This window comes from Rhodothermus bifroesti (assembly GCF_017908595.1).
Taxonomy (GTDB): Bacteria; Bacteroidota; Rhodothermia; order Rhodothermales; family Rhodothermaceae; genus Rhodothermus; species Rhodothermus bifroesti.
Genome location: NZ_JAGKTL010000002.1, coordinates 82966 through 103353, shown reverse-complemented (window position 1 = coordinate 103353; position 20388 = coordinate 82966). Strand labels below are relative to the sequence as shown.

Annotated in this window: 20 protein-coding genes; 8 read left to right on the top strand and 12 right to left on the bottom strand. The window is 56.5% G+C overall.

Annotated features, from left to right (window positions below; genetic code table 11):
• Genes J8E65_RS04150 through hemA form a run of 3 tightly spaced genes read right to left on the bottom strand, consistent with a single transcriptional unit; the run spans position 1 to position 3050 of the window.
• Positions 1–714 (bottom strand): uroporphyrinogen-III synthase, encoded by a 714-nt coding sequence (locus J8E65_RS04150; protein WP_210374153.1) that lies wholly within the window; start codon positions 712–714, stop codon positions 1–3.
• 4 nt (positions 715–718) lie between these two features.
• Entirely contained in the window at positions 719–1672 is a 954-nt protein-coding gene (gene hemC / locus J8E65_RS04145) for a hydroxymethylbilane synthase (protein ID WP_210374152.1), read from the bottom strand.
• Positions 1665–3050, bottom strand: a complete 1386-nt coding sequence (gene hemA / locus J8E65_RS04140; RefSeq protein ID WP_210374151.1) for a glutamyl-tRNA reductase — start codon at positions 3048–3050, stop codon at positions 1665–1667. The genes hemC and hemA overlap by 8 nt, the downstream gene beginning before the upstream one ends.
• A gap of 177 nt (positions 3051–3227) precedes the next feature.
• On the opposite strand from hemA, the gene J8E65_RS04135 reads away from it, so the two are divergent.
• Positions 3228–4337: a M24 family metallopeptidase gene (locus tag J8E65_RS04135; protein ID WP_210374150.1), complete on the top strand. Its 1110-nt coding sequence runs from the start codon at positions 3228–3230 to the stop codon at positions 4335–4337.
• Here J8E65_RS04135 and J8E65_RS04130 read toward each other — a convergent pair.
• The 3 genes from J8E65_RS04130 to J8E65_RS04120 all read right to left on the bottom strand — a co-directional run bounded on the left by J8E65_RS04130 (position 4334) and on the right by J8E65_RS04120 (position 9192).
• Positions 4334–5452 (bottom strand): RuBisCO large subunit C-terminal-like domain-containing protein, encoded by a 1119-nt coding sequence (locus J8E65_RS04130; RefSeq protein ID WP_210374149.1) that lies wholly within the window; start codon positions 5450–5452, stop codon positions 4334–4336. The two genes, J8E65_RS04135 and J8E65_RS04130, sit on opposite strands and share 4 nt — an antisense overlap.
• A 93-nt stretch (positions 5453–5545) precedes the next feature.
• Positions 5546–7390 carry a T9SS type A sorting domain-containing protein gene (locus tag J8E65_RS04125; protein WP_210374148.1) on the bottom strand — a complete coding sequence of 615 codons (1845 nt, stop codon included), beginning with the start codon at positions 7388–7390 and terminating at the stop codon, positions 5546–5548.
• A 2-nt stretch (positions 7391–7392) separates the two neighbouring features.
• Positions 7393–9192 (bottom strand): M3 family oligoendopeptidase, encoded by a 1800-nt coding sequence (locus J8E65_RS04120; protein ID WP_237181644.1) that lies wholly within the window; start codon positions 9190–9192, stop codon positions 7393–7395.
• 181 nt (positions 9193–9373) lie between these two features.
• On the opposite strand from J8E65_RS04120, the gene J8E65_RS12710 reads away from it, so the two are divergent.
• The 3 genes from J8E65_RS12710 to J8E65_RS04105 are packed head-to-tail and all read left to right on the top strand — an operon-like array spanning position 9374 to position 10809.
• Positions 9374–9700 (top strand): monothiol bacilliredoxin BrxC family protein, encoded by a 327-nt coding sequence (locus tag J8E65_RS12710; protein WP_210374147.1) that lies wholly within the window; start codon positions 9374–9376, stop codon positions 9698–9700.
• Positions 9588–10178, top strand: coding sequence for a TlpA disulfide reductase family protein (locus tag J8E65_RS04110; protein ID WP_237181643.1), 591 nt, complete (start codon positions 9588–9590; stop codon positions 10176–10178). The genes J8E65_RS12710 and J8E65_RS04110 overlap by 113 nt, the downstream gene beginning before the upstream one ends.
• Entirely contained in the window at positions 10156–10809 is a 654-nt protein-coding gene (locus tag J8E65_RS04105) for a hypothetical protein (protein WP_237181641.1), read from the top strand. The genes J8E65_RS04110 and J8E65_RS04105 overlap by 23 nt, the downstream gene beginning before the upstream one ends.
• On the opposite strand, the gene J8E65_RS04100 is transcribed toward J8E65_RS04105, so the two are convergent.
• From J8E65_RS04100 to J8E65_RS04085, 4 genes are all read right to left on the bottom strand, one after another.
• The gene (locus J8E65_RS04100; RefSeq protein WP_210374146.1) at positions 10806–11252 is read right to left on the bottom strand and encodes a hypothetical protein; all 447 of its coding nucleotides are present in this window, start codon (positions 11250–11252) and stop codon (positions 10806–10808) included. The two genes, J8E65_RS04105 and J8E65_RS04100, sit on opposite strands and share 4 nt — an antisense overlap.
• Before the next feature lie 21 nt (positions 11253–11273).
• On the bottom strand, positions 11274–11816 hold the full coding sequence (locus J8E65_RS04095; RefSeq protein WP_210374145.1) for a superoxide dismutase family protein: 543 nt from the start codon (positions 11814–11816) through the stop codon (positions 11274–11276).
• Positions 11817–11902: 86 nt separating this feature from the next.
• Positions 11903–12415 (bottom strand): hypothetical protein, encoded by a 513-nt coding sequence (locus tag J8E65_RS04090; RefSeq protein WP_210374144.1) that lies wholly within the window; start codon positions 12413–12415, stop codon positions 11903–11905.
• Between the two features lie 111 nt (positions 12416–12526).
• On the bottom strand, positions 12527–13513 hold the full coding sequence (locus J8E65_RS04085; RefSeq protein ID WP_210374143.1) for an isoaspartyl peptidase/L-asparaginase family protein: 987 nt from the start codon (positions 13511–13513) through the stop codon (positions 12527–12529).
• A gap of 226 nt (positions 13514–13739) precedes the next feature.
• Here J8E65_RS04085 and J8E65_RS04080 point away from each other — a divergent pair, with 226 nt between their 5' ends.
• From J8E65_RS04080 to J8E65_RS04065, 4 genes are all read left to right on the top strand, one after another.
• Positions 13740–14405, top strand: a complete 666-nt coding sequence (locus J8E65_RS04080; RefSeq protein WP_210374142.1) for a sigma-70 family RNA polymerase sigma factor — start codon at positions 13740–13742, stop codon at positions 14403–14405.
• 260 nt (positions 14406–14665) lie between these two features.
• The gene (locus tag J8E65_RS04075; RefSeq protein WP_210374141.1) at positions 14666–15289 is read left to right on the top strand and encodes a RimK-like ATPgrasp N-terminal domain-containing protein; all 624 of its coding nucleotides are present in this window, start codon (positions 14666–14668) and stop codon (positions 15287–15289) included.
• Positions 15282–16169 (top strand): ATP-grasp domain-containing protein, encoded by an 888-nt coding sequence (locus J8E65_RS04070; RefSeq protein WP_210374140.1) that lies wholly within the window; start codon positions 15282–15284, stop codon positions 16167–16169. Before J8E65_RS04075 ends, J8E65_RS04070 begins: the two co-directional genes overlap by 8 nt.
• Complete coding sequence (locus tag J8E65_RS04065; RefSeq protein ID WP_210374139.1) at positions 16166–17287, top strand: GNAT family N-acetyltransferase/peptidase C39 family protein; 1122 nt, start codon at positions 16166–16168, stop codon at positions 17285–17287. The genes J8E65_RS04070 and J8E65_RS04065 overlap by 4 nt, the downstream gene beginning before the upstream one ends.
• Here the strand turns inward: J8E65_RS04065 and J8E65_RS04060 are convergent.
• Both J8E65_RS04060 and J8E65_RS04055 read right to left on the bottom strand, forming a co-directional pair.
• Positions 17284–19188, bottom strand: a complete 1905-nt coding sequence (locus J8E65_RS04060; RefSeq protein ID WP_210374138.1) for a putative nucleotidyltransferase substrate binding domain-containing protein — start codon at positions 19186–19188, stop codon at positions 17284–17286. The genes J8E65_RS04065 and J8E65_RS04060 overlap by 4 nt on opposite strands.
• A 271-nt stretch (positions 19189–19459) precedes the next feature.
• On the bottom strand, positions 19460–20383 hold the full coding sequence (locus tag J8E65_RS04055; RefSeq protein ID WP_210374137.1) for a prolipoprotein diacylglyceryl transferase: 924 nt from the start codon (positions 20381–20383) through the stop codon (positions 19460–19462).
• Between the last annotated feature and the right edge of the window lie 5 nt (positions 20384–20388).

Below are 20388 nucleotides of genomic sequence, written 5' to 3'. Positions count from 1 at the left end.
CTAGACCGATACAGCCGAAAGGGCCTGGAGCAGGCCTTCAGGCGTTGGCTTAGCCGCTACGGCATCCACACGCACCTGTTGCTGCCTTAGCGCTTGGGCTGTGGTTGGACCAATAGCAGCGATGCGCACTCTGGACCAGTCTAGACTTAGCTGGCGCGCACTTTCCCAGGCCGAAGGGCTGAACAGTACTACCCAGTCAGGTAGGGGAGCCGCTGTGGGCACGTCGGGTATGATTGGACGCGTATCGTAAACAACGCATTCTTCCAAAGGTATGCCCTGCTGACGCAGCAGCACTGGTAGTTCCTCGCTTCGCCGTGCTCCACAGAGAAACAGCAGTGGGCGTTTGGGTCGCGGCTGCGTCAGGATAAAGTGGGCCAAGTTGATCCCTGTACCGCTTTCTTGTCCACAGGGGCGTAAACCTAACGCCCGCGCCGCTTCGGCTGTACGGGGACCCACAGCATAGACAGGGTGCGTGCGCCAGGCTTCAAGCAGCTGGCCTAATCGGCGCACTGCTTCGACCGCGCGAGGGCTGGTCAGGATCAATCCACCGTAGGCTTCCGGATGCGCAAGCACTCGCTGCAGTTGTTCTGGATCAACCCATACCACCTCCTGTACCCCAAGCACAAAGGGTTGGTATCCAGCCGCATGGAGCACAGCGGCAAAAGGGTCCTCAGCGTCCGCTTCCGTTCGTAGCAAAAATACTACGCTGCCCATGTGCTCAGTCTTCTGCGTTTTGCCCTGGTGCCGCCCCTCGAATCTCTTCCAGGATTGCACGCGCTCCTTTGGTAAGCAGCTCAGCGGCCAGGGCTTCCCCCAGGGCTTCTGGAGCCGCTATCGATCCCTGGCGACTTCCTTCTATGACCCAACGCCCATCCAGCGACACCACACGCCCGCGCAGTACCAGTGCTGACCCTTCGACCTTACCCAACGCGGCCACGGGGACCTGGCACCCCCCTTCAAGGGCACGCAAAAACGCACGCTCCGCGCGTACGGCTGCCGCCGTAGGAGGATGATGCATAGCTTCAAGCAGCCGGCATACCCGCTCGTTGTCGGCGTTACACACCACCCCCAAAGCGCCTTGCCCTACAGCAGGCAGCATAACTTCTGGAGGCACCCGCTCTCGGATCACCTCGGATCGTCCCAAGCGCATTAGTCCAGCCTCCGCTAGAATCAGTCCATGCCAGCCCTTTTCCTGAAGCCTACGCAAACGCGTATCGACGTTACCACGGACCGATACAACCTGCACATCAGCGCGCCAAGCCCGCAACTGCGCTTGCCTTCTAAGCGACGAGGTAGCCAGCACAGCCCCTGTTGGCAAGTCGGCTAAGGTGCCGCTAAACGACGGATGTGCCACAAATACATCCCAAGGCGAGGCCCGCTCAGGTATAGCGGCCAGCACCAGTCCTTTGGGTAGCTCGGTGGGGAGATCTTTCAAAGAGTGAACAGCCAGGTCGATGCGGCCTTCCAGCAATGCCTGATCCAGCTCCTTAGTAAACAGTCCTTTGCTACCCATTTGTGCCAGCGGCACTTCTTGTATCTGATCGCCTGTGGTTTGGATAATGACCACTTGCACTCGAACCCCTTGGGCTTCCAGAAAAGCACAGATCGAAAGCGCCTGCTGGCGGGCGAGCAGACTACCCCGCGTCCCCAGCCTTACTGTAAGCTCAAGCATCACCCTCAGGCAAACGCTCGGTCAAAATGCTTGAAAATCCAGTAACCGGGCAGGTGCCCTGCACGCGTAAGCGTTCCAGAAGACGGGAGGGATCTGGCAGCGAAACGGCTGTTAGGTCTTCCTCACAAGCCGGACGAGCAAAAAGCTGGGCCAGCAGCTGAATGCCCCGCACGAAATCAATGCTTTCGGGATCAATGCTTTTGAGCCGCACAACCGGAATAGCCAGGAGTTTTTGCATGATCGAACGCGTCAGCCGGTCCAGCTCGGCACGGTCGATTTCCGAAAACCGCCGGTGGTGACGTTCAATCTCTTGTCGGCGAATGGTTTCAAAGGCATCGCGGAGGGCTTGAATGGCCGGTTGGAGCGCTTGCTGGTGAAAGTACCAGGTTACAAACTCATGCAATACTTCCTGGCAAATTTGACGTGCTTGCTGGGCAGCCTCCTGGCGACGCTTTTCAACCGCAGCCTGTTGGGCTTTGAGCGCGTCCAGGTCCAGCACGTGATGACCAGGAAGGTGGTCAATGGCTGGATCAACGTTGCGCGGAAGGGCTAAATCCACGAGCAGTAAAGGATGATCTTGGCACCGAGGGGGAAGCGCATCGGCCACCAACACCGGCGCAGGAGCACTGGTGGCCACAATGACCAGGTCTACCTGGGCCAGGGCTTGGTATCGCTGAGGCCACGGGACGACCTGTTCTCCAGGCTGCGCCAGCGCTTCGGCACGGACTTGCGTCCGGTTGGCGAGCAACAGCTGCGCAGGCGCCAAAGCCCGAAGGGCCTCCAACGCCAGGCGTGCCATCTCACCAGCCCCTAACACCAGCACACGCAATCCCTGCAACTTAGGGTGCCCACGCCGAGCAAAATAGCGATGCACCGTTTGGATTGCAGCGCCTGCGACCGACACCGTGCCTCGGTGCAGTGCCGTCTCGGCAGCAACGCGCTTAGCTGCCCGGAATGCACTGTGCAGTAGCCGGTGCATCACCGTGCCGACTACACCAGCTTCTACGGCCAGCCGATAGTCCGCCTTAACCTGATGAAAAATCTGTGCATCCCCTAAAACCTGCGAGCGCAGGCCACAAGTCACCTCCAACACATGGCGGAGCGCTGCTTCATCTTGAACGTGAAAGCTTGCTTCTTCAGGCCAGCATTGACCTGCATGTTGACTCAGGAGCGTGCGTGCTAACGCGACCTCAGAGGCAGTACCGAATACGTAAGCTTCTGTCCGATTACAGGTCGAAATCAGCACCAGCTCGCCCGAACTTGCTGCCAACCACTGTGCGTACAGGGCACGTTTGTCTGCATCCGAAAGCGCAAACGCTTCACGAACAGCTACCGGTGCCGTCTCGTGATTTAGTCCCAGCGCATGAAATCCCTGCATGCCTGCAAGCAAAACACGTTCACTTTACGTAACAAACAAAATACGGATAAATTGCTCCAGAGTTCGTGAATCCCTAAAAAATCCTCCTTCTTAAACTTCAGAGAAACGCTAAAAAAGCGGTGGCGACCTTTCGAAGTCCAGGTTATTTTTAAGACGGCCTACCCATTGAGACTCGCAATGACCCTAAACGTTCGACTTCAGCGCTTGCAGGCCCTGCTTGCGGCACACACCCTCGATGCTGTTGTGCTCAATGCAAGCCCTAGCCTGACGTACCTAACTGGATTGCACGTGCACCTTTCGGAGCGTCCCGTACTAGGGATCTTTCCAGCAAATGGGAATCCAGCGTTGGTGCTGCCCGAATTAGAGGCTGGAAAACTTTCCCTCCTCCCTTTTACCGTAGAGGCATTCCCTTATGGCGAAAATCCTGCCGATTGGCCTAAAGCGGTACAAGCAGCTCTGCAGGCTTGTCGCTTAGCGCGCGCTCGCATTGGAGTGGAGCCGCAATGGTTCCGTTTTTTAGAGTTGCAGCTTCTTGAGCAAGCAGCCCTTGAGGTGCGCCTTTTGCCTGCCGAGGCTGTGCTGGCCCAGTTACGGGCGCAAAAAGATGCGGCGGAAGTGGCAGCCATACGCCGCGCGCTGGCCGTGGCCTGGCAAGCCCTGGAGGCTACGTTGCCAGTTATCCGACCCGACATTACCGAACGTGAAGTAGCCGCAGAGCTTACGCTACAACTTTTGCGTGCCGGTAGCGACCCCGAACTTCCCTTTTCTCCGATTGTAGCTTTTGGCCCTTCTAGTGCCAATCCGCATGCGGTACCCGGCGACCGACCGCTCAAGCCGCCTGCGCTGATTTTGATCGACTGGGGTGCACGCGTCGAAGGGTACTGTGCCGACCTGACCCGCATGTTTGCTATCGGCTCGGTCGAAAGCGAGCTTATGCGGATTACCGAAATCGTACTGGCGGCTAACGAGGCTGCTCGCGCTCGGGTTGCGCCTAATGTCCCGGCGAGGACCATCGATGAAGCCGCACGTCAGGTGATTACGCAAGCAGGTTATGGTCCTTACTTTGTGCACCGTACCGGACATGGGCTAGGCTTGGAAGTCCACGAACCGCCTTATCTGCGGTCCGACAACACGGTCCCGCTACGCCCTGGTATGGTCTTTACGGTCGAGCCTGGCATTTATCTGACGGGCCGGGGTGGGGCCCGCATCGAAGACGATGTGCTTGTTACAGAAAACGGCGCCGAAACGCTTAGCCCCTACCCTCGCGCCTTGCGACAGCTAGACTAAGGCAACGCGGCCGTTGCTTCAAGCACGCTGTCGACCAAAGCGCGCGTGCGCGCCGTCAACTCTGCTCCAGGCAAAGCCCGCAGCAAGCTGCCCCCAATGAGTAGCATCACGTCACGACCAAAAAACTCTACCAGCTCGCGCGCGCGCTCCACCTGCATTCCGCCGGCAGGAACCGGCAGTGCAGGAAGGTAAGACCCCCAGCGACTCCGCATCCGATCGGCCAGCGCCCGACAGGTTGCCCGACTATAGCTAAAGCGGCCGCCAAAACTGGGAAAGATGATCATGTCTGCTCCATAGAGTCGGAACACTTTGCCCAGAAGCGCCTCCGGACGGATGCGTCCGGCACCGCCAAAGCTCGGATGGGCCATCACAGGTACCGAAAGATGGCGCGTGACTAGCTCGTAGAAGAACGGAAGCCCCAGCAACATCGGTGCGATAAGCACCGCTTCTACGCCCCATGCCTGGGCTTGCTCAGCTTGGCGCAACACTTCAGAAGGCGTACCCGACAAACTGGGCGCATAAAGAATGCGCCGCCCCGTGCGGGCTGCAACCTCGGCCACTGCTTCATGGCAGCGGCGCACACGCTGCTCAAAGGGTGCAAATGGATGATCAGCCCAGTAGTGATCGTCCTTTATTAGATCAATGCCACCTTCGGCAAGGCTGCGGCACAACGCCACAAGCTCCTCTACAGAAAGTCCTACGGGCTTGATTGCCGAAGCCGTTAGCGGTCGATCCTCAACGCCAAGTAGCTTACGCACTCCAGCAATACCCCATCGCGGCCCGGGAAACCGATGCTGCATCTCCGGAGGCAACTCAAAATCTTCCAACTCTACCTCATCGTGCAGCGAAACGTTGCCAAAAAGCACATTCAGAAACTGGGCCGGATCGATGGCAGCAGTCAGTGTGGGCAAGTGCAGCACCAACCGAGCACTACCATCTTCCTGAGGCTCTAGGGCAACAATCTCGCCCATAAGTTCATGGCGCACCCGAGGCACCCGCAAGGCTACCTCTTCCGGGGTTTCAACAGTCTGTTCCAAGAGCACAGCACGCGCAAAGGTCCCCTGCACCTCCAACGGGACCCGTAGCCGATAGGTTACCTCCAAGTAGCTGTTCATGATGGGACTTTTAAACCAGGCCTTTAAAGATACGAAAGGCGATCCCCTTCTTGGCAGGATCGCCCTTCGCATCGCGTTAACGCCCAGATAGGCTTATCGTTGCAACACCATGAGCTGGGTTTTCTGGTAAGCACCTGCCCGCAAGCGCACCAGATACAAACCAGCCGCTTGATGCCCCGCTTCCCAACGGACCTCATAACGTCCCGCAGGCAACGTGCCTTCAAGCAGCGTCGTCACCCGCTGTCCTAAAGGATTGATGACCTCCAGCACCACCGCGCTACTTTCAGCTAACCGGAAAGGAATCACGGTCGCTGTTCGAAACGGATTAGGATAGTTAGGCTCCAGCGACCATGCCTCAGGAGACCCGCTTGGTAGCGGCGTAACGCTTGTGGCCCGCTCGCGCATCATGGAACGACTTCCTAGGACCGTTCCTTGCTGCAAGTGCACGTAGTAGACTTGCCCAACTTCTTCAAGTGTTTTGGCCATGATAGGGACTTCAAGTGTGTCGATCCAGTAATCCAGCTGCAGATAGGCGATTGTCCAGACCGGAAGCGCCGGGTCTTCATAGACAAATTCGGGCTGATTCGCCAGGGGGGCAAACAGCCCGGCCAGCATGGCGACGAGCACTGCATTACTAACGGCAAGCCGAAAGTCAGCTCCCCCACTTGCTTCTGCTGCTGCAACGGCTACGTCGCTATCGACAAAAGGCGTAGGCAGCGGCGGCAGCGGCACCGGAAGGCCAAGCTGCGAGGCCGAGCCCAAGAGCAATGGAAGCAATGTTCCTGATGAGCCTTGAACCAACGCAAGGACCTGTGGATCTGCATCACTGCTCCCGTAGAGATATACCCACAGCAGCGCTTTGCCATCGGGCATCCCCTCTATCAAGGGTACCGAAGCCGCAGCGATACCGCTGAGCGTAGCTGTACCTTCCAGCACTATCGCTGCCATCTGGTCGGCTGCGGCCTGCTGCGCTGCTGCTGTAATGCGGGTCAGTTCCAGGCCAGAACCGGTCAAAATAAGCCCAGATATGTTTTCACCGCTCACCTGAATGGAATCGGCCTCGCCATCCTGATCGGCATCCAACATCGCATAGCCCAGCCGTAAGGTACCGCTTTGGCGATTATAATGGAGCAACAGCCCTTCGAGCGCATAGCGACCCTCGGGTACATGTGCAATCGCGAACGTGCCATCCAAAGCTACTGTAGCGCCTCCAGCCACATTGCCATAAGCATCCACCAGCACAACCACCATCCCTTCAGGATTCATCTGCTCAAAGCTCGCTGCCGACTGCTTAGTGGCCACAGAGTCATGAACCCGTTGAACCAGCGGATCCAAAAGTGAGGGCAACGCTAAACCCACAAGCTGGGGCCGTACCCAAGCGCGCAGCCTCTGGCCAAGCGGTGAAAGCGTTAAAGGAGGCGATGCTACGCGCGCTAGACCACCGGTATAGCCTGCAAGCTGAACCGTACCCTGCACGGTAGCACCAGCCAATACATCGGCAGTGGCATAGGTTAAGAAGAACAGGCGAAACGTCAGATCGGTCTCGGTTGCCACAATTTCTGGTACACTCCAGGTATAGGTCGTTCGCGCCAGATGCTCGACCGCAAACAAAAGCGTGCGGCCATCCTCACTCAACGTGCTTTGGGGCCTCTGGCTGCAAGGGGAAGCACCAGCAATGCGGAGGGCGGTGCAAGGTGCAACAGATACATCGAAAGGCAACGTATCAACCTGGGGTAAAGACAAAGGGAGCGAAAACGTAAACGAAACGGTAGTCTGCGCGGCTACGTTTGTTGCTCCAGGGGAGGGTGTGGTTGCGACCACTTCCCAAGTAGGCATCTGGGCTTGAGCCATGCTAGCTAAAAGCCAGAACAAAAGACCAGCACCAGTGATACGATAGGATAAGTAACGCATGGCTCCCTCACGGGTTGGTGAATCCATATTTAGGCGGCCTGGGCATTGGTCGAGCCCAGTACCTGCTCGGCCAGCGCTTCGGCTTGTTCAATAAGCGCTTCAATAGCAGTTAGCCCCTGGTGCCAAAAGGTAGTGTCCTTCAGATCAACGCCCAGCCGCCCAACCAAAACATGCGGCCAGTCGGATCCACCAGCTTCTAGCAAGGCCAGATAGCGTTCTGCAAAAGTATCTCCTTCTTCCCGGTAGCGGGCAAAAAGTGCCAGCACCAATAGCTCTCCAAACGCATATGCATAGACGTAGCCAGGTGTATGCACAAAGTGCGGAATGTAGCTCCACCAGTAGCGATAGTGCTCCCCGAGCGTCACGCTCCCTTGGAACATAGCCTGTTGCGTTTCCATCCAGTATGCGCAGAAAGCTTCCGGTGGGAGCTCCCCCTGGGTTCGGCGGGCCACATGGATGCGATCTTCGAAACGATTCATGGCTACTTGTCGAAAGACGGTGGCGATCGTATCGTCGATTTTGCCCATCAACATGGCTAGCCGATTGGCCGCATCCGTTTCTGCTGCCATCAGGCGCTCAAAAACCAGCATTTCTCCAAAGACGGAGGCCGTCTCGGCCATAGTTAGCGGCGTATCGGCCTGCAGCACCCCTTGCTTGCGCGACAGGTACTGATGCACGCCATGCCCTAGCTCATGCGCCAGCGTCTGCACATCCCGAATGGTACCGGTGTAATTGAGCAAAATGTACGGATGGGCACTAGGCACTGCACCGTGGCTAAACGCCCCACTGCGCTTGCCGGGCACAAGGGCTGCATCGATCCAACGCCGCTCGAAAAATTCGGCCACAATGCGCCCTAAACGGGGATGAAAAGCGTCGTAGGCGCTTTGAACCAATTGGCGTGCCTCTTCCCAGGAATAGCGCGTGCTGGCCTGGCCGATTGGCGCGTAGCGATCATAATCGTAGAGCTCCGCGTATCCCAGCAACCGTCGCTTGAGCTCGTAGAAGCGAGCCACAAGCTCGTAGCGTTCAGTGACGGCCTGAATGAGCGCCTCGACCATCTCGTCACTGACCTCATTAGCCAGGTTGCGGCTCTCAATCCAGCTTCGGTATCCCCGCAAGCGGTCTTCAGCAGCCTTATCGGCTAGCACGATATTGAACACATAGGTCAGCTCCCGAAGGCGGGTCTTCAAACCTTCAGTAAGCGCTAAAGCCGCCTGCCGCCGCACTTCGCGATCTGGATCGTACAGCTTAGCCAGCACCTCTTGCTCGGTCAACAGCTGCCCGTCGAGCGAAAAGCGCATGGCCCCAAGCAGTTCATCAAAAAAGCGCACCCAGGCATCACGGCCTGTCACCCGTTTTTCGGCCAGGATTTTCTCTTCAGGCTCGCTGAGCAGGTGCGGCCGCAAGCGCTGCTGCAGCTCTAGATAATGCCGAAAGGGTCGGAGTACCTCCGCTGCCAAAAGCTCTTGGGCACGCTCGGCCTCCAGCTGCGCCCATTCCAACTCCAGAAAGAGTAGATGCTTGGTGGCTTGTGCATAAGCTTCCCGCACCTGTTGGAGCAGCGCGCCACAAGCTGGATCTTCGGTTTGCGTGGCCCAGTTGAGGTAGGCATAGGTGTAGGCTCTGCCCAGCCGATCTAAAATGGCTTCGTACTGACGCAACGCCTCAGCCAACGCTTCGGCATCTAGAGACGCAATCTTGCTATGATAACGTGCGTAAAAGGCCTCAGCCTGCGCGAGCCCCTGTGCCAAGTCTTGCTGCAACGCTGTCTCGTCGGGGTATAGGTCGCGCAAATCCCAGCGTACGTGTTCGGCACCCGTCATCAGCATTTCTCGCGTTTATTAAAACAACCTTACAGTAGACTTATCTAAGGTACCTATTTTACCTTACCTTCTCCAGTTTTGGCCTATAACATTTTTGCCGATTACGTGCAAAGTTTTTACGCAAGGCCTCCAGCAAAACAGAAGTTTTCGCTTACACCACAGGAAAAGTCTGACGACTTCGGAAGCCGTGCTGGTGCAGCAGCCGGTGGTAGTCTTCAAACCCAGCTGCCTGTGTAGTATAAACCACTATGCACGACGCGAAGTGGAACAATTCGCTGCTGCAGGTTCGTTTCCTATCTACAACGTGCAAATAGCTCGGCCGCTATCCGATGCTATTGGGCAGCGGTTGGGCACCGCGCACGCCTTGCCTCAAGGGTATTGTAAATACATCTATGCTTTCCATGATGCCATCACCTACGCTACGCTATCGGAAGCTGCACAGTGTTGGCATAGCATTCTTGCTTTGCATAAGCTTTACCGGCTGTCAAAGGCAACAGGCCCAACCAACCCATGAAGCTTCGTCGCTAGCCCCACTAGCAGGCGTGGAAGTGGTCGATCCTCCTCAACCAGCCCCCGACTTTACAGCCCCCCAAATTGACGGCAGCTCCTTCCAACTCAGTGCACACCGGGGTTCGGTGTTGGTGCTGAATTTCTGGGCTACCTGGTGCCCCCCGTGCCGCGAAGAAATTCCCGATCTGATCGCCCTGCAGCGTGACCTGGGAGACCGTGGGCTGCTTGTGGTGGGCATTTCACTGGACGAAGAAGGCACCACGGTCGTGACGCCTTTTGCGCAAAATTTTAATATCAACTATCCGATCGTGCTAGGCAATGAGACCATCGCCGATGCTTATGGTGGAGTTTTTGCCCTGCCAACCACGGTAGTCGTAGATCGAAGCGGACGCATCCGCTACCAAGTGCTGGGGCTCTTTCCCACGCAAAAAATGCGCCCCCATTTGGAAGCCTTGCTGGATGAACCTTCTCCTGTTTCTTAACAAGGATGTGCGCTCTCGTGCCGAATGGGTAGCCCTATTGGAGGGCGCTTTAGAAAAGCCACTGCGTGAAGTACACGCCCTATTGTCGCAGGATGCTGCGCTGCAAAGCTGGTTGCAACAGGCGGCCTTTGCCGCAGCAATGACGCTAAGTACGGCCGACGATCCTGCAGGGTGGGCGGCTTGCTACGATCGCCTCCAGCAAGAACTAGAGCGAACCTTTCCCGAACTTGTGGCGGCTGTCCATGAAGTTACCGAAGGCTGTGGCCACTTGCGCCTGATCTGGAGAGACGACGCCCCTCAGCTGAGCACAGTAGTCATTGACTTTGGCCGAGACTACACGGTCGACTTGTTTTTGCGCCTGCCAGCAGCTACACTTTCGGCCTTGGAGCAGGTGTTTAACCGCATAGCTGCATGGCTTCCCCCCGACGTGCCCTATCCACGGAGGCCACATATGGTTACGGCCCTTGTGGCCTACCAAGGCCGCTGCCCTGCACTACGATTGCTTGAGCACAGCACCCCTGAGGGCCTGAAGCGCACGGTCCAGCTCCTCTTGCCCGATCAACCGCCGTCTAGTGAACTTACGCCAGAGGTTGCCTTACACCGCTTGCACCGCTACTGGGCCACAACCTAAGCATTTCCATTGGTTGCAAGGGGATGCACCTGTCCCTCTCCTTCAATATGCCATCCACACCACCCTGCATCCATTTCCACCCATACTTGAGCTCCAGGCTCCAAAAATTCACTCAGTACCCATGCCAGCAACTCAGGATTATCGATGGGGATGCGGTCGGCTACGGGCTCTAGCACACCGTCATGAACGCGAAAGTATCCCAAGGCAAATAGCATCGGCCCATCAAAGGGCGTGCTGCACTGGCAATAGAGCGTACTCAGACGCCGCAGAAGTTGAACCAGCTCTGGGCGCTGCCACTGCTGATCGGCTGCAGAGAGGTACAAGAATGCCCGGCGCAAAAAAAGTCGCTCGCTTAGCTCACTAAGCCGCGCAAGGCGGTCAGCACGCACGCGTGCTGCAACCAAATAACATCGCCGCAACGGCAGCGCTGCTGCTGTGGACATTCGATTGTTTACACGCTCGGCTTATTCAGCAGCCGCCTGCGCCACACCAATCACGCCACAAGCCAGGCGGCCGCCCGCATTACCTGCAGGTTGCGACGTCAGATCATCAGCCGAAGCATGCACAACCACAGCCCGACCGATAATCGAACGCGGCCCCGTGAAGGCAAGCAGGGTGTCCAAGCGACTATAGCGAGCTGTGCTGTCGGCACCTACTTCCAAGTTACCTAGGTCGCCTACATGTCGCTGCGGGCTATCTGGCGACCCATGAGGCTGCTGGGTGGGGTTAAAATGACCCCCAGCGGAAGTCGCATCCGGTGCACTGCAATCCCCCCACTCGTGAATATGAAAACCGTGCACTCCAGGAGCCAACCCATGGACTTCAGCTGTTACCTGAATCCCCTCGGACGTCTGCGTAAAGTGTACGATGCCGTGGGTTTGATTCCCGGCTGTAGGGTAGAGCACAGCCACTGCATGAGCAATTTCTGGCTCGGCCATCTCGGCCGGTGGTGTTGCAGTTTGGCAGGCACTCAGCCCCAAACCAGCTGCCAAAATTAACCAGCGCATTTTGTAGACCATAAGGTTGGTTTACGGATTGAATAAATATAACCCCCTTAGCCTTGGGATGCAGGTTTAAAAGCCCTGAGGATCTGCTAATCGGAAAGTCCAAAATACGCACGTACGGCCTCGTAGTTACGTACGTCTACAGGCATCTTCGCTAGCGGAAAACCGTCAATAATCACTACCTTAAGCCTACGAGGAGTTTGGACCAGACCCAGGCGACGTAGATCGACCGCCTCGGTTGAGGCTTCGTAGAAGATCTCCAAAAATCCTACTTCAAAAGCATAGCCCAGCGTCACCGTGAAATCTACAGCCGGCAGCTCAGACGACTCATAGGCAAAGGTATAGGGTAAGGCTGTCCAGGTACCTTGCTCGTAGAAATACACAAGTACAGCCCCGCCCTCAACGACGCTAGCCGAGATCTCCGGCACCTCATATCCAACCGAGGCTACCGGACCGTTGTAGCGCAGCCTTTCAGGAAGGAGCGTAAACGTAAACGAAACCACATTTGCATTACCTGGCGGACCAGGAGGTCCTGCCGGGCCTTCGCAAGCCAACGGGCTCATGCCTAAAATGGCCAAAAGCCAGAAGAAAACACGCTGCATAGCACTTTAGGGCATCGGTGGGAGATGTACCCTCCACCCCCAAAGGCTATACCATTGGCTTTGGGTAGGCTACTTTTGCGCCCCCTGTCTTTTTTTGTAGACGGCCGGCGTTTAGTCGCGATAGATCTGGATGGTGATGTGGCCGTGTTCGTCCACGTAGCCGCGATACATGCCTTCGGTGTTAAAGACCACGGCCAGCTGACCGTTGCGGTCTAGAGCAATCACACCGCCTTGCCCACCCAGGCCAGCCAAGGTACCGTAGATGGCTGCAGAAGCTGCCTGCTGGACCGATAGGCTAGCGTACTTCATCAGGGCGGCAATTTCGTGCGCAACCACACCCCGAATGAAATACTCGCCCTGACCTGTTGTCGAAACAGCGCATGTGGCATTATCCGCATACGTGCCAGCGCCGATAATGGCTGAGTCGCCCACACGCCCGGGCAGTTTACCCATAAGCCCACCCGTTGAGGTGCCGGCAGCCAAATTCCCTCTTCGATCCAGGGCTACGGCCCCTACGGTTCCATAGGTCGACGAGGCCTCTTCCGGTACAATGCCTATGCCTTGTTCGCGCAGCCGCTGAAGCTGCAAGCGTCTTTCGGGCACAATAAAATACTCATTGGGGACTATCTCCAGTCCTTGCTCCTGGGCAAAAGCCTCGGCAGCACGTCCAATGAGCAGTACGTGTGGCGTGGCTTCCATGACGCGCCGTGCTAGTAAAATAGGATTTTTGACGGTTTGCACGCCGGCCACGGCACCCGCTTTAAGGGTACGCCCGTCCATAATTGTGGCATCTAGCTCAGCCACCCCGTCGCGGTTCAGCACAGCACCACGGCCCGCATTAAAAAGTGGGGAATCTTCCAACACGCGGATAGCTGCCACTACCGCGTCTAAGCTACTGCCCCCAGCCTGCAAGACAGCATAGCCTTCCTGAAGGGCTTGACGCAACGCTTCGCGATATTGCTGCTCGCGCTCTGGCGTCATCTGCGCCCGCGTGATCGTTCCTGCCCCTCCATGAATGGCCAGCACAATACGCACCGTATCAGGCTGCGCCTGGGCCAGCTGGACGAGACCAAAGACGCCCGAAAAGCCTAACGCCATGAGCAGCACAAGCTTTCGATGGAACTTCTGCAAAAAGTGCCAAACATACGAATTTGCGTACCGCATCGTTACACTATCAGTTTGGGATCTAACGTAAACTTACGCTTGATGCCCAAGGTAAGTAAGGGTTCCTAACCTTTCACAAAAATTCCGCACCTTTTTGGGGCGGATATCGTATATATTTGTGATTCTACATCGTGTAACCAAACTTAAGCTAAGCAGAAAGGTGTTGCATAGAACCCGGATTGTTCAAAAAACGTCGCGTTCGCGAGGCGAAGAAAGCGCCGCGCAGGATCGTCTATCGCTGCTCCAGCAGATGAGTGATGAAGACCTCATGGAGCAGTTTCAGGCAGGCACGGTTGAGGCGTTCAACATTCTGGTGGAACGCTATTCCGAGCGCTTGATGCACTACTTGTATGGCTTTTTGGGCGATGCCCGACGCTGTGAAGACCTTCTTCAGGAGACTTTCCTGCGCGTCTACCGCAACCGGCATTCTTACCAGCGGATTGCGAAGTTCTCCACCTGGCTGTACACGATTGCTGGGAACCTGGCGCGCTCCGAGTACCGGAAACGCAAACGCCGGCGCGTGTACTCCATTCAATCGGTTAATCGCGATGACGAGGAGTACGAAATTGCGCTGCCTGACGAGACTTTCTTGCCGGACAAGCATGCCGAGAGCACGATTCAGGACAAATACATTCAGGAGGCGCTGCGGAGCATCCCGGCAGACTTTCGTGAGGTGGTAGTGTTGCGTGACGTGCAGCAGCTTACCTATGAAGAAATCGCCCAAATCACCGGCTTACCGATGGGTACGGTGAAAAGTCGGATTAACCGTGGGCGTACCAAGCTGCAGGCGCTGTTAAAAGACATCTACGCGCCTGAAGAAGTCTAAAGCTGAACGAATCGTAGGGCGGTGCGTACAAAGCGCACCGCCTTTGTTTTTTACCCCATCAGGTAGGCCAGCAGAATCATGAGCGCGGCAAACCCTAGCAAAATGCCTATTGCAACAAACAGCTCACGGCGCCGCCGACGACTGAGTAGTGCCATAACGCGCTCAGGTCAGGTTGCGCACTGCCCTTTAATATCAGCGATTTCTGCGTTGAACGCAAAGGCTCTGCTTGCGTAAAACCGCTATCTGCTGCTTAGATTTCTATGCCTTCGGATCCTCTTCCGCTGCAGCTTACCTGTAGTGCAGGTGTTTTCTTGCTCCACGGCGACTACGAATACCTTAGCGAGGGGTATTACGCCGCTGTAGAAGTTGAATTGCACGGTCTGACGGCTCTACCTTCCTGCGCCGATGTGCTCGACGCCTACAACGTCCCTGTAGCGCTGGAGCGCGTCCGCCAAGCAGGTCTACCTGTTCCCGAATGGTATCTGACCAACGATACGGTGAAGCCGCCTGCCGTGATTTATGGCGTGCATCCTTTTGCCCGTGCGTTTCGCGTGGTCTACGAGCCACAGGAGGCCTGGATCGCTGCTCGCCAGCTCTCGCGGCAGGGTAAATATCTGCTGTGCTATCAGCGCCTGCCGGTCCACGCAAGGCTAATCGAAGTGGAGCTTATCCTGGATCGCACGCCAGAGACAGCGTATGCATGGTGGGCCGAGCAGCTCTATGGGCTGTTTCATCTACCGCTAGCCAAGCTGCGTCTGATCGAAACGCCCGATGGGCAGACCTTCTTTAGTGCTTTAGAACGCTTGCCGCGCAGCCGGCTTTCAACCAAAAGCCGAAAGCTTTTGCAAGAGCGGCTTCAAGCCTTTTGTGCACGCCGTGGGTAGGTTGGCGATTTACGTCGAGCGCTATACGATTGCTCGTCGCGAGGAGCATGCCGCGCTGCTCCGCTACCGTGATGCCGCCGAAGCGCTGGGGCACGAAGTGCATTTTTTGTTTCGCAATGAACTGCACAAAATTCCGCGCTACGACGCACTCTTTATCCGCGCGCTTACCCACCCCTTAAATGCCAGTTATGTGGCTGCCCGCCTAGCTGAATTGCACGGCAAGCCTGTCATCGATGACAGCCGTTCGATCCGTATTTGCTGCGACAAGGTGCACATGTACCGCCGGCTCGAGCAAGCTGGCGTAAGCGTGCCGCCCACCCGCTTGCTCACGCGACCAATGCTAACGCCCACACAAGCGGATCGGTTATTTGCCGAGCTGGGTGCACCATTGGTGCTCAAAGCACCGCAGAGTGCCTTTTCGTCGCATGTCGAACGCGTAGAAACAGTTGAAGCGTTTTTGCGCACCGGGAGGCGTTTCTTCTATCACTCTGACCGGCTTATTGTGCAGCAGTTTATCCCTAGCCCGTTTGACTGGCGCGTAGGCGTGCTGGGAGGCCAGTTGCTGTATGCTTGCCGTTATCTCATTCCAGCCAAAACCTTTAAGATTGAAGCCATTATTGACGGTCGCCGGGCATATGCACGCGTCGAAGGCGTTCCTTTAGAAGCGCTGCCTGAGGCTGTAGCCCAAGCAGCGCTCAAGGCCGCAGCAGCCATCGGGCAGGGACTCTACGGCGTCGATCTCAAGGTTACCGAAACAGGTCAGGTCGTGGTCATCGAAGTCAACGATAATCCCACCATCAATGCGGGGGAGGAAGATCAGCAAGCACCCGACGTTTACACCCGCATTGTTTCCCATCTTTTGGAGGGCAAGTCTTCATGATTTCTATTCGCCCAGCTACGTTAGCCGACCTAGACGCGCTGGTGCACCTCGAGGCTGTCAGCTTCGATGGAGATCAGCTTTCGCGCCAAAGCTATCGCAGGCTACTGCGGAGTGAAAGTGCTCAGGTACTGGTGGCCGAGCAAGAAGGCCGCGTGTGCGGCAGTGCGGTACTGCTTTTCCGTCAGGGACTGGCGGCGGCACGGTTGTACTCTTTGGCTGTCGATCCTGCATGTCGTCGCCAAGGCATTGGTCGCTTGCTTGTTCAGGCTGCCGAAAAAGCCGCGCTGGAACGCAACCGGCTTGTGCTACGCCTGGAGGTTCGCATCGATAATACCGAAGCCATCCGCCTTTACGAAGCGTTGGGATTTCGGCCTACAGGCCTATTGCCTGCATATTATGCCGACGGAGCACCTGCCCGTCGCTACGAGCGCGTCCTCGTCCCTAATCAACGTCCCCCAAACTACCTGCCTATTCCGTACTACAGCCAAACGCTAGACTTCACTTGCGGACCAGCCTGTCTGATGATGGCCTTAAAGTACTTTCGCCCAGAACTGTCGCTTAACCGCGGGCTGGAACTGGAACTCTGGCGCCAGGCAACCACGATTTTTATGACCAGTGGCATTGGGGGATGCAGTGCCGAAGGCTTGGCCGTTGCGGCCCTTCATCATGGCCTGCATGCCCTAGTGCTGACCAACGATGTGCGCATTCCCTTTATCGATACCGTACGCTCACCCTTAAAAAAAGAAGTGTTACGCCTTGTGCACGAATCCTTTCTGGCACGTCTTCATGCAGCCGGTTATCCTCCACGCTATACCCTCTTTGATCGCAAGGACATCTTGATGGCCATTGATGAGGGCTTGGTGCCTATTTTGCTCGTCAGCGGCTATCGCCTCTATGGCGAGAAAGTCCCCCATTGGGTAGTGGTCACGGGATACGATGAACATTTCATCTACATCCATGATCCCTACATTCCCGAGGAGATGCCCTTCTTCGATGGGCAGCACGTGCCTATTCATGAGCAGGACTTTTTGCGCCTTAATCGTTACGGCCGTGCCGGCAGCCGCATGATGGTACTCTTAAGTGACCAAGGCGACCGTCTAAGAGCCTGGCACGGTTAGGCCAGCTCAACGCCATAGCGACGCGCCAAAGCCTGTTGCAAAGCGCCTACAGTCTCCAACGCCTCGCGCAACAGCTTTTGCTGCACTCGTGACAAGGCTTCAGGATCCAGGTAATCATTGGGCAGTTCGCCAGCCTCAACCTGGCGCAACTGATGTTCCAGCTGTACGTCAGTCAAGTAGTGATAAGCCTCTAAGGCATCGTGCAGCACAGTTTCCAACTCAGGAAACGCATCGGCTGCAGCCCTGAGACGATCGAAGGTATTGGTTGATTGGAAGTAGCGCAAATCAAGCGCCAGTATTCGGGCAGCATCTACCACCAACCGAATGCCACGGCCGTTAAGGTCGATGCGTTTTTTATAGGGGCCGCTTCGTTCCGTCGCCCAGCGTCCTAGAGGCGCTAAGGGAGGGCGCTGCTCGAGCGCCAAGGCCGCAAGCACTTGGAGCACATTGCGTTCTCGATCCAAGGCCTGTACGTTCAAGGCATCCTCAATTTCTTGCCAGAGCACCTGCATCAGTTCAGCTTCACCGCAAAGCGGCCGCATGTCAAAAAAGGGCAACGCCTGAGCCAGCGCTTCAGGCGTTGCCTGAAGAATCCAGTAACGGATAGTCTGCCGCCACTGGTCGAGCGGCTGCCGCCACTGCGGTTCACGGGCTATCGTAGCGCTTGTTGGAAAACCACACTTTTCCAGCGCGCTATTGACTTGCTCGGCCAAGCGGCTAAACCATGCTTCAGCTTTTTCAGCCGCTTCTCCTGGATTTGCGTAAACCAGCGCGTTTTGCTGTGCCGTAGTCAGGGTCATTTCCTGTCGCCCTGTACCTCCTAGCCGCAGCCACGCCCAAGGCAAGTCCGTCCGCAAGGCTTCTTCACGGGCTCGCAGCCCACGCTCCACCAAACGAATAACCCGCCGGGCAATACGATCGCTCATGACGGAAAGTAAGCGTCCTAAGGCCTCAGGCGTTGCCCCCTGCCGTTGGAGACGCAGTAGCTGATCATGAATCTCTTCGCGAATATTGGTTAATTCCGCTTCGTTGCTAATGCTTTCGATGCGGTTAATCGTAGCCAGCGGATCTTGACCGCGCCAATGGGCAATATCTCGGTCAGTTAACACGCCCAGGGGATGTTCTTTTTCATCGACGACGACCAGCCGATGTACCCCATGGAGCAGCATCTGCATCATGGCTTCGAAAAGCGAGGCATCGGCTTTGATTGTATGTACGGGAGTACTCATCAAGCGGCGTATCGGCGTTTCTGGTGAGCCGCGCCGGGCCACCAAGCGGCGAAGATCTGCTCCGGTTACAATGCCGGCCAAACGACCGTTGCGTAGCACCACCACGGAACTTACTCCACGCCGGATCATTTGCCGTGCTACATCGCGTGCCGAAGCCTCAGGGTCGCAGCTCACAAGCCGCCGATAGGCAAGCTGCCGTAAGCGCCGGCTAAAAAGTTGGCGCGCTCCGGTTACGTCCAGCTCTACGTCCTGCCGCGTAAGGTAGTGCTTGATTTCTCTGTCGAAAAACGCGGCAAATGCTGCATTTTGCTCATATAGCTTAAGGAATCGCTCTGGCCTCAACCGAATGCATACTGTTGGAGCCACTGCACGCGCTTCATAAGGGGCAGCCCCTCCTTTGATTAAGCCAAACGCGCCAAAGGTATCGCCTTCACCGCATTTATCAATCAATCGCTGGCGCGGCACGTCCATCAGGCGGACCATCCCTGACTCGACCACATATAACCCTTTGTGCGCTGTGCTGCCCTGTTCGATAATCACTTCGCCAGGCTCAAAATATTCCAGCGTCAAATCCGCTAGCACGTCTTGCAACAACTCGGGCGCAAGCTGGTCGAAGGGGGGCGTGTTGCGTAGCAATGTCTGCAAGCGCTCCAGAATCGTCGACGTTGTCATGTTGGATGTTGAGCTGCCCTACGTGATGCCGTTGTTCCAGAAATACAATGCTCTGCACCACAGAAGCAAGGGTGTTTTTTAGCGCACGTACACTTGCTGCAGCTGGAGGCCATCTGTGGGCATCTCGGCTGCGCACCAAAGGCCGCTAAGGGACCTTCGACTCACTGCAACCACCCAGCCCTAGCTCAGGCCGTTTACAGTTAGCTTGGGGTTTTTATCAGGCACCTTACGTGGACTTTGCATTCATCTTGGCGCCCAGGGCTGAACGACCTCAAGAACCTGAAACTTCCGGTGCAGCAGCCTGACGATGCACCCCTACGCGCCGTGACGTTAAAACCAACCCCACCGCACCCCCGATCATCAGTAGCACGGCGATTACCTCGGCCTGGGTTACCCGAAGTCCCCAAAGCATAAAGTGGTTATTCACGCGGATTTGTTCGATGAGAAACCGCTCTAGCCCATTGAGCACGAGATAGAGCGAAAAAAGCCATCCTGGAAGAAACGCATGCCGACGTAATGCCCAGAGCACCCCAAAAAACAGGGTTGCCATGGCAAATTCGTATAGCGGCGTTGGGTAAACCGGTGCAGGCGGTGGTCCGATAATCGCGCGGGGATAGCTTTCGGCCCAAAGCCACATAGGCAGCCAATCGGGCTTAGCTGCTACGTTTGCGGCAATACCCCAATCGCCGTCGCCAGCCAAATGGCATCCAATGCGCCCAATGCCATAGGCCAGCATTAACCCAGGCGCTGCGGCATCCGCCAGCTGGGGTATGGGGATGCCTTTCTGACGCGCATAAAGGATCACGCCCAACGCTCCAAAAATGAGTCCACCGTAGAAGGTAAATCCGCCTGTGGAGAAGATCATGCCCAGGGGGTCGAGCACAAACGTATCGAGGTTTTCCAGGATATGGAAAATTTTAGCCCCAACGAAACCAGCCCCAACAGCAACGAGCGTCATTGTCCCAATCAGGGTTGCCGGACTGGCCTTACGTGTCTGATAACGCCCTCGACTGTCGCGCTCTCGTATCGACACGCTCGAGAGCATTCCTGCCTTGTAGCGTCGGTCTAGTTCCCGAGCGGTAAGCCAGGTGGCCACTAAAACGGCCACAGCGACCATAGCACCGAACGAATAGATCGGCAAAGGCAATGCAAAGCCAAACAGATCCTCAAAAAGATCGCTCAAGCGCGGATACATGGCGT

Bases quoted from the DNA above. Each gene is read 5' to 3' on its own strand.
- J8E65_RS04150 (WP_210374153.1), bottom strand. From the start codon at position 714: ATGGGCAGCGTAGTATTTTTGCTACGAACGGAAGCGGACGCTGAGGAC.
- hemC (WP_210374152.1), bottom strand. From the start codon at position 1,672: ATGCTTGAGCTTACAGTAAGGCTGGGGACGCGGGGTAGTCTGCTCGCC.
- hemA (WP_210374151.1), bottom strand. From the start codon at position 3,050: ATGCAGGGATTTCATGCGCTGGGACTAAATCACGAGACGGCACCGGTA.
- J8E65_RS04135 (WP_210374150.1), top strand. From the start codon at position 3,228: ATGACCCTAAACGTTCGACTTCAGCGCTTGCAGGCCCTGCTTGCGGCA.
- J8E65_RS04130 (WP_210374149.1), bottom strand. From the start codon at position 5,452: ATGAACAGCTACTTGGAGGTAACCTATCGGCTACGGGTCCCGTTGGAG.
- J8E65_RS04125 (WP_210374148.1), bottom strand. From the start codon at position 7,390: ATGGATTCACCAACCCGTGAGGGAGCCATGCGTTACTTATCCTATCGT.
- J8E65_RS04120 (WP_237181644.1), bottom strand. From the start codon at position 9,192: ATGCTGATGACGGGTGCCGAACACGTACGCTGGGATTTGCGCGACCTA.
- J8E65_RS04110 (WP_237181643.1), top strand. From the start codon at position 9,588: ATGATGCCATCACCTACGCTACGCTATCGGAAGCTGCACAGTGTTGGC.
- J8E65_RS04105 (WP_237181641.1), top strand. From the start codon at position 10,156: ATGAACCTTCTCCTGTTTCTTAACAAGGATGTGCGCTCTCGTGCCGAA.
- J8E65_RS04100 (WP_210374146.1), bottom strand. From the start codon at position 11,252: ATGTCCACAGCAGCAGCGCTGCCGTTGCGGCGATGTTATTTGGTTGCA.
- J8E65_RS04095 (WP_210374145.1), bottom strand. From the start codon at position 11,816: ATGCGCTGGTTAATTTTGGCAGCTGGTTTGGGGCTGAGTGCCTGCCAA.
- J8E65_RS04090 (WP_210374144.1), bottom strand. From the start codon at position 12,415: ATGCAGCGTGTTTTCTTCTGGCTTTTGGCCATTTTAGGCATGAGCCCG.
- J8E65_RS04085 (WP_210374143.1), bottom strand. From the start codon at position 13,513: ATGGCGTTAGGCTTTTCGGGCGTCTTTGGTCTCGTCCAGCTGGCCCAG.
- J8E65_RS04075 (WP_210374141.1), top strand. From the start codon at position 14,666: ATGCCTTCGGATCCTCTTCCGCTGCAGCTTACCTGTAGTGCAGGTGTT.
- J8E65_RS04065 (WP_210374139.1), top strand. From the start codon at position 16,166: ATGATTTCTATTCGCCCAGCTACGTTAGCCGACCTAGACGCGCTGGTG.
- J8E65_RS04060 (WP_210374138.1), bottom strand. From the start codon at position 19,188: ATGACAACGTCGACGATTCTGGAGCGCTTGCAGACATTGCTACGCAAC.
- J8E65_RS04055 (WP_210374137.1), bottom strand. From the start codon at position 20,383: ATGTATCCGCGCTTGAGCGATCTTTTTGAGGATCTGTTTGGCTTTGCA.